General features: G+C 70.0%; 10 protein-coding genes and 1 pseudogene. 3 read left to right on the top strand and 8 right to left on the bottom strand.

Annotated elements, in window-relative coordinates; genetic code table 11:
- A pseudogene (locus BCD48_RS03265) lies at positions 1–939 on the bottom strand (hypothetical protein); the annotation flags it as partial.
- A gap of 395 nt (positions 940–1,334) precedes the next feature.
- On the opposite strand from BCD48_RS03265, the gene BCD48_RS03260 reads away from it, so the two are divergent.
- Both BCD48_RS03260 and BCD48_RS03255 read left to right on the top strand, forming a co-directional pair.
- A complete protein-coding gene (locus BCD48_RS03260; protein ID WP_071046731.1) occupies positions 1,335–2,054 on the top strand; it encodes a hypothetical protein in 720 nt (239 codons plus the stop codon).
- 166 nt (positions 2,055–2,220) lie between these two features.
- On the top strand, positions 2,221–2,790 hold the full coding sequence (locus tag BCD48_RS03255; protein ID WP_071046730.1) for a multicopper oxidase family protein: 570 nt from the start codon (positions 2,221–2,223) through the stop codon (positions 2,788–2,790).
- Positions 2,791–4,066: 1,276 nt separating this feature from the next.
- Here BCD48_RS03255 and BCD48_RS03250 read toward each other — a convergent pair.
- Entirely contained in the window at positions 4,067–4,702 is a 636-nt protein-coding gene (locus BCD48_RS03250) for a lyase family protein (RefSeq protein ID WP_274536489.1), read from the bottom strand.
- 26 nt (positions 4,703–4,728) lie between these two features.
- Positions 4,729–6,435, bottom strand: coding sequence for an NAD-dependent malic enzyme (locus tag BCD48_RS03245; RefSeq protein WP_083418103.1), 1,707 nt, complete (start codon positions 6,433–6,435; stop codon positions 4,729–4,731).
- A gap of 878 nt (positions 6,436–7,313) precedes the next feature.
- Here BCD48_RS03245 and BCD48_RS03240 point away from each other — a divergent pair.
- Positions 7,314–7,739, top strand: coding sequence for a hypothetical protein (locus BCD48_RS03240; protein ID WP_071046728.1), 426 nt, complete (start codon positions 7,314–7,316; stop codon positions 7,737–7,739).
- Positions 7,740–7,932: 193 nt separating this feature from the next.
- On the opposite strand, the gene BCD48_RS45350 is transcribed toward BCD48_RS03240, so the two are convergent.
- The 5 genes from BCD48_RS45350 to BCD48_RS03215 all read right to left on the bottom strand — a co-directional run.
- Positions 7,933–8,301, bottom strand: a complete 369-nt coding sequence (locus tag BCD48_RS45350) for a thiamine pyrophosphate-dependent enzyme (protein ID WP_241841478.1) — start codon at positions 8,299–8,301, stop codon at positions 7,933–7,935.
- A gap of 369 nt (positions 8,302–8,670) precedes the next feature.
- The gene (locus tag BCD48_RS03230; protein WP_071046726.1) at positions 8,671–9,855 is read right to left on the bottom strand and encodes a Gfo/Idh/MocA family protein; all 1,185 of its coding nucleotides are present in this window, start codon (positions 9,853–9,855) and stop codon (positions 8,671–8,673) included.
- Positions 9,856–9,910: 55 nt separating this feature from the next.
- The gene (locus BCD48_RS03225; RefSeq protein ID WP_071046725.1) at positions 9,911–11,203 is read right to left on the bottom strand and encodes a cytochrome P450; all 1,293 of its coding nucleotides are present in this window, start codon (positions 11,201–11,203) and stop codon (positions 9,911–9,913) included.
- Between the two features lie 52 nt (positions 11,204–11,255).
- Positions 11,256–12,947: an FAD-dependent oxidoreductase gene (locus BCD48_RS03220; protein ID WP_071046724.1), complete on the bottom strand. Its 1,692-nt coding sequence runs from the start codon at positions 12,945–12,947 to the stop codon at positions 11,256–11,258.
- Between the two features lie 258 nt (positions 12,948–13,205).
- Positions 13,206–13,578 (bottom strand): class I SAM-dependent methyltransferase (locus BCD48_RS03215; protein WP_491677107.1); only part of this gene is annotated, 373 nt, incomplete at its 5' end.

Below are 13,578 nucleotides of genomic sequence, written 5' to 3'. Positions count from 1 at the left end.
CGCGACGACCAGCGTGGCGCCCGCGGTCGCCACCGGGGAGCCGCGGCCGAGCACCGTGCCGAGGGTGAGGACCGTCGCCGCGAACGCCGCCGCCAACAAAATAGTGATCGTGCCGTAGACGAGGGTGCGGTTGATGACGACGTCGATGTCGTAGAGCCGGTAGCGCAGTATCGCGACGCACGCGGCGATCGGGAGTGCGGTCAGCGCCACCGCCGGCAGGATGCGTACCCCCGGCCACAGGTTCCACAGCACCAGCGCCGCCGGCAGGCAGACCCCGGTGACCGCGGCGGCGTAGGTGAACCATTTGAGCTGCTGCCGCAGCGCGCCGCGCGCGGCGCGCAGCCGCACCCCGAGCGCGGCGACGGAGGCGACCAGCGGGCCGACGATCAGCACGGAGCCGACGATGAACAGGAGGTTTGCGGGGACCGCGTCCGTGGCCAGTGGGTTGCGCCCGGAGGCGAACTCGCCGTCGGACAGGTGGCCGAGCCCCCAGCCCGGCACCGCGAGCGCGACCCCGAGGCCATTGGCCCACAGCACCCACCGCCAGCGGCGGCCGGGCAGGCGCCCGTCGGGGAACAGCAGGAAGATCGGGTTCAGGATCAGGCTGCCGAACGCCCAGCTCGTTGTATTGACCCATTCGGCCGCCGGGCCGCCCGGCCAGCCGAGCTCCGCAGCCCGCAGCCCGTAGCCCTGGGCGAGGTCCGTCAGCGCGACCTGCGTCCCGTTGGCGCACAACAGCCAGCCGACCGGATTGCGCGGGTGGCGGACGGCGATCAGCGCCCCGGCGGCGGCGAACGTGGCGTTGGACAGCGCGTAGAGCACCGTGTCGTAGCGCGACTCGAGCGACCACGACAGCACGCAGGCGGCGACCTCGGCGGCGACCGTCAGCCCGAACAGGACCGCCGGGAGCAGCCGGCCGCGGAACGCCGACGTCCCCACCGTGCCCCCTCCCCGGCCCGCTCGCCGCGCCGTGCCCACGCGGCCCGGCCCACCCCCTGCGAACGCGGCCGTTCCCGCGCGCTCGGGCGTCCGTCGCTCGCCAGCCCCGGTCTCGACGACGGCCGGGACCGGAGAGGGCCGATCCGGATGGGAGCGACCGTCGCGGCGGTCGCGTCATCGTCCCAGAGGCGTCGGGCGGGGCCAACAGCGTTGGTACTCGCCCCAGCTGCGTACTGGTACTTAGCACCGCCGCGGGCCGGACCGCGCGGAAATGCGGTGCCCGCCCTGATGCCCGGGAGATCACTGCCGTCGTAGCTTCACCGCCAAGAACGCGGGCGCCACCACCTGGGAGCCGCGTCCCCATCATTTCCGAACCACGTCCTAGGGAGGACGACATGGCGACGACGAATGACCTGAGAACGACGAATGGCGTGCCGGCGGGCGGATCCGCGAGCGGCCCGAACGCAGCGTCGGTGCGGCGGATGGCGGCCGTGGGAGTCGTCGGCGCCGCGGCCACCGTGGTCGACGCGCTCGTGGTGCAGGCGGCCGTCGTGCCCGGGACGGACGTGTCGAGCAAGATGTTCAGCTACCCGTTCTCGAGCGGGGCGTACGTCGTGGTCTCCCTCGTCAACGCGCTGCTGCACGCGCTTGTGCTCGTCGGCGTGCTGGGGTTCGCCCGCGGCGGCGCGGCAGGCTCTGGCCGCGCCGCGCGGGCCGGCGCCGGCCTCGCGCTCGGCGGGCTCGGGCTGCTCGCCGCGGTCGAACTCGCCTCGATCGCGGTCCGCGGCGACCGTGTCGACGACGCCGGCACCATCGCCGTGATCCTGACCTTCACGACGGCGACGTTGCTCTCGGTGGCCGGCTACATCGTGCTCGCGGTGGCCTCGGCGCGTGGCGGGCGCTGGACGGGTTGGCGTCGGCGCGCCCCGCTGGTCGCGGCCGTCGCCACGGTGGCGGTGCTGGGCATGAGCTTCTCGTCCGCCCTTCTCCCGGCCGGCGTGGCGGTGTGGAGCCTGGGCCTGCTCGTTCTCTGCGCCGCCACCTACACCGACCCGGCCCCCGCGGCGCCGACCCCCGAGGCGCGTGCGGCGGCGCGAGAGGTCCGGCTGCCTTGATCCGCGAGCCGGCCCGGCCGGTCTCCCCGGAACCTTCCCAGGGGAGACCGGCCGCGCAGGACACAACCGCAGTCCCTGGCGGCCCGCTGCTGGGCGCCCACGGGATCAAGAGGTCGCTCGCGGCGTCGGGCGGCACACAGCAAGCGCAGCCTCGACAGGAGCGACGATGACCCCGGGCGAACGCGCCGACGTGGTCGTCGACTTCGCCGCCTTCCCGCCCGGCACCGCCGTCACCATGGACAACACGCTGGGAGCCGGATCCACCGCCCAGGTCATGCTGTTCCGCGTCACCGGACGTGCCAGCGACGACAGCCACATACCGGCACACCTCAGCCACATCGAGCCACTCCGGCGCAGCCAGGCCATACGGACCCGCGACTGGCAATTCCGCCGAGCACCCACCGGCGACCACCCCGGCTGGCTGGTCAACGACCAGCCCTTCGACCCCGCCCGCATCGACGCCGACGTCACCCTCGGCGACGTCGAGATCTGGCGGTTCACCAGCGACCTGCACCACCCCGTACACGCACACCTCAACCCGTTCCAGGTGCTGTCGCGGCGCGGCGCCACACCCGGCCCGCACGACCTCGGCTGGAAGGACACCGTCGACATCACCCCCAGCGAGACCGTCGAGGTGCTCGTGCGCTTCACCGACTACCCCGGCCGCTACCTACTGCACTGCCACAACCTCGAACACGAGGACATGGCCATGATGGCCACCTTCCACACCCGGTAGAGAACCTTCCGGCCGGCAAGCACATGGTCGAGGTACTGCTTGCTCGACGCGACCCTTTCCAGAGGTCGAACCTGCCCTCTTTGCGGCCACCTCCCTGGAGCTGGCCACCGGGATCTGGCGCTCGCTTTCGCCGTCGTAAAGGTAAGGCGCCCGACCTGGTCGGGCGACGCCAACGTCCTCGTCACCGAAGGCAACTCCTACCGCATACGCGAAGCCCGAACGAGAGGAGCACTACAACTACCAACCGAGGCTGATCAACCCGGGGGGCGGGGACTTCAACCTGGCTACCAGCGGGGACCGCAACCTTGGCCGTTGATCAGGCCGCTTGCGTTACCTGGTGATCGAGAGGAGGGCTGGGCTCGGCGCTGGAGCTGGGCTCGTGAGCCGATGGCGACGCTATGAACTCGAGAAGACCTGCGAAGGCAGATCGGAGATGGTATTAAGATGCGACGTATTACTATGACCCTTGCGGCGGTTCCACTCGCCGTCGGTGCTGTCATTTTCGGACAGGCTACCGAGGCATCCGCGCAGCCTCCGGACCCGGATCGCGCCAGTTGCGTGGAGCAGTTCAATTTGGCAGTGGGAACCCCGGGTGAATACCAGAGATATGCCCATCAGGATGAGCTTGGGCGGGACGTGAGCTTCTTTGCTCGCCTTCCGGAAGAGATGTGCCCCTTCTGACCGACTTGGCTCAGGGCGCACGCGTCCCACACCCACACCAGCGGGGTGTCGAGCTGGTGGTGGGCCGCCACGATCAGATCCCGGTAGTCCCGCCAGGCGAAACTCCTCCGCTCGCCACGCGGGCACATCGATCAGCAGGTAGACGCGGCGGCGCCCGTGCCGGCCGCCACCCGCCTCGCCGTCCCCCGATACCAGGTGACGGCGAGGTCGCGGTGCGCCACGCCGGCAAAGGGTCGGCTCTTGGAAACAATGCGCAGGGTGGTGTTCGCCTCCGGAACTGGAGAGGTCAGCAACCGCAGGAAAACACCGCCCGCGTAGTCGGCAGTTTAGCGCAGCCGGCCGGCCCGGCATTCGGACCTATCTGGGATTCGTGATCACGGGCCCGCCAACACCTTCAGCCATCGGCTCGCCTGGAGCCTGCAGACCTACGCGCTGATCCCTGTGATACTCGGCATGTTCGCCGTCTACGCTGCCATCCCCGGTACCCGAGCGCGGCGCCCAGCAATGACCCGGTCTCATCCTCACGGTGGGCGGGGCCGACCTTCTCCCGGGCGCTGGATATGCCATCCTCGTCATGCCGGCAGCGGGGTCCTGATCAGCCAGGGCCATGAGCAAGACGTGCTTGACCTCCTCGACCAGATCTTCCACGGTCGGCGGTTCCGGGTCGGGTGAGCTGCTTGGGCCGGACCACTCGGTCGAACAGCTCGGCGCTGATGCCACGTTGCAGCGCGGCCTGTTTGAGGGTCAGGTCCTGATCGATGGCCAGATGCGCGACGTCCGAGGCGCGGTCGTAGCCGATCACCGGGGACAGTGCGGTGACCATCATCACCGAGCGTTCGACGTTGCCCCGGAGCTGGTCTTCGTGCACGCGGGTGCCTTCGACCAGGAACTCGCGGAAGTGGTCGGCGGCGTCGGCGAGGATCCGCACGGAATGCAGCAGGTTGGTGATCACGATCGGCCGGAAGGCATTCAGCTCGAAGTTGCCTTCGCTGCCGGCCATGGCGACGGCAGTGTCCGATCCGACGACCTGGATGCAGACCATGAGCATGGCTTCGGCCTGGGTGGGATTGACCTTCCCGGGCATGATCGAGGAGCTGCGCGCCCCAGTAGTGGTCGGCCGGGACCTCGACCGCGCCCAGCGAGTCGGTCTCGGTGCGGGTACCGGTGGCGTCGATCCCGATGGGCACCGCGTGGGTAGCGGGCGCGCCGGGGTCGCGGGCCGTCTGGGCATATCCGCCGCCATTGCCAGTCATCGCGTCACGCCGCCTTGACCTGCCGGTACTCTGGCCGCCACATCGCCTCCTGTACCTGGCGTGCCGTGTCGGTCAGGGTGGCGCGGGCCAGGCCCTCGACGGCGGCGCGGTCAGCGACGGCGACGGCGGCGGCAGCCGACACGGCGCGTAGGTTCTCCACCTGTGGCAGCAGGGATGCCCCGGGCGTCCGCACGTCCACCAGGCCGGCCACGGCATCCGCGGCGGCGGCCAGCATGCCGTCGCTGATCCGCGTCGCACGGCTGACCACGGCGCCGAGGCCGAGCCCGGGATAGAGCAGTGCGTTGTTGGCCTGGCCGATGCTGTACGTGACACCGTTGTAGGTCACCGGGGGAACGGGTATCCCGGTGCAGATCAACCCCCGACCGTCTGTCCAGGGGATCAGCTGGGCGGGCATCGCCTCTATGCGCTCCGTGGGGTTGGACAGCGGGAAGATGATCGGCCGGTCAACGTGCCTGGCCATCTCCCGGACGATCTCCTCCGAGAACGCGCGAGGCACGGTGGACGTGCCGACCAGGATCGTGGGCTTGACGTTGGCTACGGTCTCGGCGAGGCCGATGCGGCCGTCGCGCTGCCAGCCGGCGACCTCGCCAGTCGGCCGGGCGTAGGGGACCTGGTAGTCCCGCAGATCGGTCATGTCGGCGGTGAGTAGCCCTGGCTTGTCGACACACCAGATCCGCTGGGTTGCGGTGTCCCGGTCCAGACCATCCCGGACCATCGCGTCGCGCAGTTGGTCGGCGATGCCCACTCCGGCTGTGCCAGCCCCGAAGATGACGATCCGCTGGTCCCGCAGCCGGGTGCCGGCGACGCGCAGCCCGCTGAGCACCGCTCCCAGCGTGATCGCCCCGGTGCCCTGCATATCATCGTTGAAGGTGCACAACCGATCCCGATACTTCTGCAGAATTCGCCGGCCGTTGCTCGGGCCGAAGTCCTCCCAGTGCAACACCGCGTTCGGGAACAGTTCGCGTGCCGCGCTGACATACGCGTCGATGAACTCGTCATAGCGTTGCCCGCGGACCCGGCGGTGCCGGTTGCCCACGTAGGACGGGTCGGTCAGCAGGTTTTCGTTGTCGGTGCCTACGTCCAGCCCGACCGGAATCACCCGGCCCGGGTCGAGGCCGGCGGCGGCCGTGTAGACGGCGAGCTTGCCCACGGCGATGTCGATGCCACCGACACCCCAGTCGCCGATGCCAAGTATCTCCTCGGCGTCGGACGCGACGAGCAGGTCCACGTCGTCCGCGCCGAGGTCCAGATCGGCGAGTGCCGCCCGCAGCCGGTCCGGCTCGTCGATCGAAAGATAGACCCCGCGCGGACGCCGATACTCATGGCTGTAACGCTTGATTGCCTCGCCCACCGTCGGGTCGTACACGATGGGGAGCATCTCCCGTAGATGGTCACCGAGCAGCCGGTAGAACAGCACCTCGTCGTTGTCCTGCAACATCGCCAGGAAGACGTTCTTGAGCAGATCCGTGGGCTGCTGATGGTACTGCTCATACACCCGCACGACCTGATCATCCAGGGTAAGCACCATCGGCGGCAACAGCCCTTCCAACCCGAGCGCCCGCCGCTCCTCCCGACTGAACGCCGTCCCCTTGTTCAGTAGTGGCATGTTCAGCACGTCGGCGCCCCGCGCTTTCGTGCCAAAAGCGTCACGATCGACCCAAAACCGCCGCCTCGACAAGGCTGCCGTCATCGTCACGAGACTTCCCCCTGAGGCCAGCGTGCTCCGTTTACCGGTGGCGACCTGGCGGGTAAGAGCCGCAATCCATCCCGCCATGTTCCGCCGCGGCCTTCGTCATACCTCGATCCGCCCTACGTACACCTCCGCTCGAACCGAAGACCCCCGACGGGCACAGCAACCCGACCGTGGACGTCCTGTCCGGTAGCGCGCCTGCTCATCCGCTGCCCCGTCTGACCGCGACGGCTGTCCTGTCGCCGCCAGTCAGGGCGCGCCCGCGCGGGAACGGGTCTGGGAGCTTGCCGGGGTGCACGCTCCCAGTCGGGTGGCGAGCGTCGAGACCCCGCTGGTCGTGGACCCGGACGCGACCCTGGTCACGGCGCATTCGGAGAATGAGAAAACCGGTCAGAAGCGATCACGTCGGAGCCCTGGATCTCGCCCCCGGGCTACCCGGCCGATCTTGAATCGGTCCCTGGTCGTGGGTGGTCCTGCTTCGCTGCCACCGCTGATCGGTCGGCAGGAGCGTTCTGTTCAGCTCACCCGAGATCGCCGGCGCGAGGTGGGGAACTCGTCCACCATGGCAACCGTTTCAGCGTGTCGCATTCTTCCTGGGCCGTTTGTCATCGCCCGTCCGGTCCGCCGTACGGGCGAAGCTCGTCCTCTTGAACCTCATTGTCCTAGATTCGGCCCTGATGTGCCCTGCCGGGCCGACACGGTGACCGCCGCGCGGACTGTCGGCCGGCCAAGGAAAAGGCCGCCAGAAAATCGCTGTATATGAGGACAAGGTCTTGCCGGTCTCCCGGGGCGCGGTCGACGCGCGCCACCTCGAGCCTGGCGTTACGATAATTGCTGTCCGAATTAGGTTGGAAGGGTCGGAGGAAAGAGGGAGTGTTATGGCTCGATTGTCCGAGCAGCTGGCCGAGCTTGCCACGCGTGCCAAGGGAGCCGAGGATGCCGCGGACGCGGCTGAGAAGCAGGCCCGCGAGGAGCTGGCAACCAGAGTCGAACAGGCTCGCGCGAATGCCGAGCGGCACGCGGGCGTGCTTCGCGAAAAGGCCGCCGCCGCTGGCAGGGAGGCGTCCGACCGGTGGAGCGAGATCCAGGGCCGTTGGAAGGACCACGTGAGCGCCCTGCGCGCTGAGGCCCAGGAGAAGCAGGCCGAGCGCGGCGCCAACCGCGCCGAGCGGCGAGCGGAATTCTCCGAGGACGACGCTGTCTACGCGATCGACTTCGCCATGGCGGCCGTGGAGGAAGCCGAGTTTGCCGTCCTGGACGCGACCCTGGCCCGGGCCGACGCCGAAGCCGCTCGGGCCGGGTAGCCGCAACTGTTCCAAACCTGAACCAAACGGGACAGATGCCTGGGTAGGCGGACAGACGGCTCGTCGCGTCGTTTACGGCGATGTCCGTGGCATCGCGGCAGCAGGGCGACCCGAAGCCGCCGAGCACGACCCCGACCGCAGGGTCATCGCGTCGACGGCCCGGCGGGGCGTGCCGGCGACCGGGTCGAGGCTCTCAGAGGTCGGCGTGCTGCGGCCGGGTCTCGACCACGATCACGGTGGGGGTGTCGGTCGCCAGCGCGGCGGTGAGCTCCTTCTCCAGCTCGTCCACGGTCTCGATGTCGATACCCCGGCAGCCGAAGCCCCGCGCCAGCGACACGATGTCCAGCCCCGGCAGGTCGAGCCCTGGTACGCCTGGCGTGTTCTCCAGTTCGGCGAAGGACTTCAGCACCGAGTATTCCCGGTTGCGCAGGACGACGTACGCGATGGGCAATGCGTGCTGCGCGGCGGTCCAGACGGCCTGCACGGAGTACTGGAAAGAGCCGTCACCGATTACGCCGATCACTGGCCGGCGCTCGCCGCGCGCACGATCGCCAAGCGCCACGCCGACTGCCGCCGGCACCGCCCACCCGATGCCGTCGCTGGCCGTCGCTGGCCGTCGCGAAGAACGAGCCGGGCTCGACCGTCGGCAGCCACTCGTTCTGCAGTGCCATCGTCGAGGTCGACTCGTAGACGAGGACGGCGTGCGCCGGGCGGGCCGTGCTCACCGGGTGCCTGGGGCGCGCGCTCGGCCAGCAGCCGCTCCACCTGCTCCGGGGTCGTGTTGACGATCTCAATCTCGCCGACCCTTGATTGACGCGACCCGGTTGCGGTCGAGCAGCAGCCAGATGGGGGTCTTGGCACCGGCAGCTAGCAAGGACGCGACGACGACGGGTGTCATGACGGAGGTCTCCTCAATCTCGCGCCGAACTAGCTAGTTGCCGTCGATCGCCTCGACCCTCAGCTCTTTCGATGCGTGCTCTGCGAGCGTGACCTGGCGGCCGGTGCCTGCCGCCTCTCGGATCTGCTCCAGCATGCGGTGCCGGCGGACGGCGTGCCGGAAGTCGGGAACGCCGTCCGTGTCCGGCGCGAGGTTCCCGGTGATCTGGTCGCGTAGCAGCGCGTACTGGTGGGCGAGGTTGTAGGCGGGCTCGGCGGATCGTCCGGTCCATTGCGTCAGTGACCGCTGATAGGGGGCGGGAACTGGAAGTTCGGTCAAGCCGCCGCTGTTTCCTCGAGCGCCGTACAGCCGCAGCCGACCCCCGAACAGACTGTGGTCGGCCTTGACGACGAGATCACCCTCCGTGCCGTTGATCTCCCAGTGGAATCTGGTGGCGCGGGACGTGCCGGCGCGGAAGTGCATGACGGCCACGGCCCCCGATTCGAGCAGGCCGGTGACGGCGACCTGGTCCTCGGCACTCTTGTGCGCGACCGCCCCGCTCGTCGCGTGGGTGACCTCGGGAAGCAGGTTCTCGATGTGAGCCGATACGTCGCGGAGCTCGCCGAGCACCATGCTCAGCGCGTCGACCGAGTGCCCGAAGGGGATCGATAGCAGTGTGGCGCCATTCGTGACGTCCAGCAGGTACGCCCCGTGGTCGTCGTACGTGGCGCCCCAGGCTCCGCCAGACCCGAGCATGCTGGTCGACAGAACCCGCCCCGCGTAGCCTCCGGCGACCAGGTCCCGCAGATACCGAAGCGGCGGGGCCGACCGGGCCTGCAGGCCGACGGCCGTCAATATCCCCCTGCGCTGCGCGAGGTCGGCCATTTCCTCGGCCTGCGCGAGGTTTGCACCGAGCGGCCACTCGCTGAACACCGTCTTCCCCGCCTCGAGCGCAGGTCGGATGAGCTCCAGGTGCCGCGGGACTTTCACCGTTACGACCACGAGATCGACTTCCGCACTGCGGGCCAGCTCCTGCGCGCTGCTGAAGGTCAGCGGCACGGCGTACCTCTCGCCGGCCGCACGCGCTGACTCGGTGCTGCTGGCGCTGAGGGCCCGCAGCTCGTAGCCGTCGAGCCCGGTCAGTGCCGGCACATGGGCGGTCGCCGCCCATCCGCCGCGCGCGCTCAGACCTACGACACCGACGCGAATCGGCTTCTGATGAGGGGAAGTGGATGTCATGTGTACGCCTCACAGGTTCGCGGCCGCCTGCTTTCTCCCGTCAAGTGCCGGCGCGCTATCCGTGTGCCGGTCGCAGCACGCGTTCGGGTGGCTGTATCCGCACGCCTGCCTCGGCTGCCGGGGCGACGGCGTCGACCTCGACGACGAGGTGGCGGGGGCCGCGCAGGGTTGGGCTGGGCCGGTACGGCGGCGGGTCGGCCACCAGCCGGGGGTTGTGCAGCCGGCGGGCCAGCGCGGACAGGGCCACCTGTGTCTCGACCCGGGCGAGGGGGGCGCCGTAGCAGTAGTGGATGCCGCTGCCGTAGCCGAGGTGGACGTTGTCTGCGCGGTCGGGGTCGAAACGGTCGGGGTCGGGGAAGCGGGCGGGGTCCCGGTTGCCGGCGGCGAGCGCCAGCACCACCGGTGAGCCTTCCGGGATGGTGGCGCCGGCGATGTCGATGTCCGCGAGGGTGCTGCGGCTGGTCAGGATCTGTACCGGTGGTTCGTAACGCAGCAGCTCCTCGACCAGCGGGATGATCAGGTCGGGTTCACGGGGCAGCCGGTCGAGCACGTCGGCGTGGCGCAGCAGGGTGAGCATGCCGTTGGTGATGAGGTTGACGGTGGTCTCGTGGCCGGCGACCAGCAGCAGTGCGGCGGTGCTCAGAAGGTCGGCGCGCGACATCGGCCCCTGCTGGCCGGTGTCGGTGAGCAGCCCGGAGATCAGGTCGTCGCCGGGCTGGCGGATGTGGGCATCGACCAGCCCGGCGAGGTACGCGCCGAGTTCGGCGTTGACCTGCGCTCGTCTGCGCTGGCGCTCGGCGAACGTCCCCGTGGTCGGGTCGGCAGTCTCGGTGATCGCGCTGGCCCAGTGATGGAAGCGCGGCTCGTCCTCGCGGGGGACGCCGAGCAGCCGGCAGATCGCGGTCACCGGTAGCGGGTAGGCGAAGTCGTCGACGAGGTCGACGCGCTGTCTGCCGGCAAAGTTGTCGATCAGGGCGTTGGTGATCTCGGTCAGCCAGGGTCGCGTCCCCTCGACGCGGCCGGGGGTGCAGGGCGGCCCGAACGGCCGGGTGGCCAGCTCCCGCAGCCGGTCGTGCTCGGGCGGGTCGCGGAGGATGAAGGGCAGGGGCAGTCCGGGCGAGCCGTCCTCCGGTGCGGGCGGGGCTCCGCCCAGTTCGGGGTGGCAGCGGGGGTCTGAGCTGACCCTGCGGTCGTGCAGCAGCGCGACGATCTCGCGGTAGGTGCTGACCACGTAGGTGCCGTCGGGCTGGCGCGCCACTGGGGTTTCGCGCAGCAGCGCGTACAGCGGGTAGGGGTTGGCCCGGTTGGCGGGGTCGAGGATCTGCTCGTAGACGCTGCCCTGTGCCATGGCGGTGCCTCTCCCAGGTGTTCCGGCGCCCGCGGTGCGGCTCGCCGGCACGTCAGTGGTGGTAGATCAGCTCGGCGCGGCGCTCGCTGGGGTCGTGGCCCGTCACCGCGACGGTGGCGTGGCGGTGACGGGTGCGATGGTCGGGAATCTGCGCCGCGACCGGCTGCCCGTCGGCCGGCTCGTCAACCCCGTGAAGATCAGGCGGGAATGGCGCGGCGGCCTCGATCAGCCCCTGGTACGACTCCAGCCACTTGGCCTGGTTGAACCCGACCGCGGCGGTCAGGCGGCCGTGGTAGCCGTAGACGGCCACGAACCGGCGCTGCGCGATCGAGCCTTGGGCGATGAGGACCTGGTCGGCGAGGGTCGGCACACCGACGGATTTGATGTTGGTGTCGAACTGCGCCGACCAGAACACCGGGATGGCCAGGTGCGGCCACCGCTCCGCCGAGGCGCTGATCATGTTGTGGGCAGCGATGTGGGCCTGGGCGACGGCGTTGCCCCAGTGTTCCAGGGCCAGGAACTGGTAGTCGTACAGCGGGTGCGGAAACCGCGCCACGTCACCTGCCACGAACACGTCGTCGGTGACCACGCCGGCCACGTCGAAGACTCGGCAGCCGGCGTCGCAGCCCACCCCCCAGTCGCCGGCGGCCAGGCCGCAGCCGTGCAGCCATTCGGTGTTGCGGACCGCGCCCAACGCCACCACGGCCACCTCCGCGTCCACGGTGCTGCCGTCGGACAGGTGCGCGCGACGCAGCCGCCCGGCGGTGTCACCCTCCAGACGCGTGACGGTGGCCCCGCAGCGCAGGTCGACGCCATGTTCACATTGCAGCTCGGCGGCCACCGCGCCGATCACCCCGCCCAGCGCGCCGACCAGGGGTGTGGGTCCGCGCTCGACAAGCGTGACCGCCAGATCCCGGTCCCGACAGGCCGAGGCGACCTCCGAGCCGGTGAAACCGCCGCCGATGACCAGCACCCGGCTGGGCCGGTCGGTCAACCGGTGTTGCAGGCCGGTAGCGTCATCGCGGGTCCGCAACACGAACACGCCGTCGAGAGCTGCCTCGTCCGCGTTGAACCACGGCCGGGCCCGGGTACCGGTGGCGATCAACAGCCGGTCGTAGTCGATGATGCCGCCGTCACCGAGGTGTACCTGCTTGCCAGCCGGGTCCAGCCCGGTAGCGGGCACGCCGAGCAGCCACCGCGCCTCGAGTTCGTCGGCCCGGGGCAGTCCGGTGTGGTCAGCGCGTACCCACCCGTCGAGGACCTGCTTGGACAGCGGTGGCCGGTCATAGGGCCGGTACGGCTCGTCCCCGATCATCGTCAGGGATCCGGTGAAGCCCTCACGGCGCAGGGTCGCCGCGGCGGCCAGGCCGGCCAGCGACGCGCCGACGATCACGATACGGCCGGTGCGCCGCGCCGCCTCTATCACCGCGTCGTGCCCGTCCCGCGAGGGTTGCCCGCCCGTTCGCGGCCACCGGACCGTTCGCGGCGGTGCGGCCGCCCTCGCGGACGCCGTCCCCACGGCCGTCGCGGACTCCACGGCGGCCTCCCGGTCGTCGACGCGGTCGACCAGGATGGCCTGCACCGGGCAGGCCGCCGCCGCCCGCAGCACCCGCTCCCGCTGCGCGTCGTCGGGCTCGGGGTCGTACATCAACGCCTCGGTGCCGCGCATCCGGAACACCTCAGGGGCAAGGAAGGCGCACTGCGCGTACGCCTGGCAACGCGTGAGGTTCACGACAACCCGCATAGCCGCACCTCCCGGTTGGGCACCGTCGGTGTCCTTCCCGGCAGTCCTACCGACAACCGCGCACGCTGCAGAGGCGCACGAGGGATCGCCGCACACAAGGGCACTTTGGATATTTGGCCTTTTGCTAAATGTGTACGAGGTGGGCAGTTTCGCGGGAGCGTCCGTTCGAGTCTCAGCTAGCTTTGAGGCAAACGGTAACCCGGTGTAGCGATGGCAGGGACACGCCCCGATGAGGGTCGAGTCGGGCCGACGGGCGAGTCAGGTTTTGGTCATGGCGACCGCGTGATCCGTGGTGCCGGCGCTGTCGGTGCGGTCGCTCAGTAGGAGCCAGGTGAACGGCTGTACCCGACCGTTGGGGGTGCGGTGTTCTTCCCGGCTGGTATGTACGACGTCCAGGTCCGGGAATTGGGCGGCGAGCTCGTCGGTGCTGTAGCGGGCGGTGGGTAGCCCGGAGCAGGCTGTCGGACCGTCGGCGGCGAACGTCCCGATGACGGCGTGGCCGCCGGGCGCGAGCGCCTGGCGCAGGACCGCGCGGTAACGGTCGCGGTCGGCGGGGTCGGTGAGGAAATGGAACACGGCTCGGTCGTGCCAGAGCCGGTAGCGCCGCCGCGGCTGCCAGGCCAGCAGGTCG

The organism is Pseudofrankia coriaricola (genome assembly GCF_001854805.1).
Lineage (GTDB): Bacteria > Actinomycetota > Actinomycetes > Frankiales > Frankiaceae > Pseudofrankia.
Note: the sequence above shows the minus strand (reverse complement) of the source record. Positions and strands in the feature narration are given on the sequence as shown.

What these genes read in the sequence shown, in the direction of transcription:
- BCD48_RS03260 (WP_071046731.1), top strand. Translation starts at nt 1,335, where the DNA reads ATGGCGACGACGAATGACCTGAGAACGACGAATGGCGTGCCGGCGGGC.
- BCD48_RS03255 (WP_071046730.1), top strand. Translation starts at nt 2,221, where the DNA reads ATGACCCCGGGCGAACGCGCCGACGTGGTCGTCGACTTCGCCGCCTTC.
- BCD48_RS03250 (WP_274536489.1), bottom strand. Translation starts at nt 4,702, where the DNA reads ATGCCCAGACGGCCCGCGACCCCGGCGCGCCCGCTACCCACGCGGTGC.
- BCD48_RS03245 (WP_083418103.1), bottom strand. Translation starts at nt 6,435, where the DNA reads ATGACGGCAGCCTTGTCGAGGCGGCGGTTTTGGGTCGATCGTGACGCT.
- BCD48_RS03240 (WP_071046728.1), top strand. Translation starts at nt 7,314, where the DNA reads ATGGCTCGATTGTCCGAGCAGCTGGCCGAGCTTGCCACGCGTGCCAAG.
- BCD48_RS03230 (WP_071046726.1), bottom strand. Translation starts at nt 9,855, where the DNA reads ATGACATCCACTTCCCCTCATCAGAAGCCGATTCGCGTCGGTGTCGTA.
- BCD48_RS03225 (WP_071046725.1), bottom strand. Translation starts at nt 11,203, where the DNA reads ATGGCACAGGGCAGCGTCTACGAGCAGATCCTCGACCCCGCCAACCGG.
- BCD48_RS03220 (WP_071046724.1), bottom strand. Translation starts at nt 12,947, where the DNA reads ATGCGGGTTGTCGTGAACCTCACGCGTTGCCAGGCGTACGCGCAGTGC.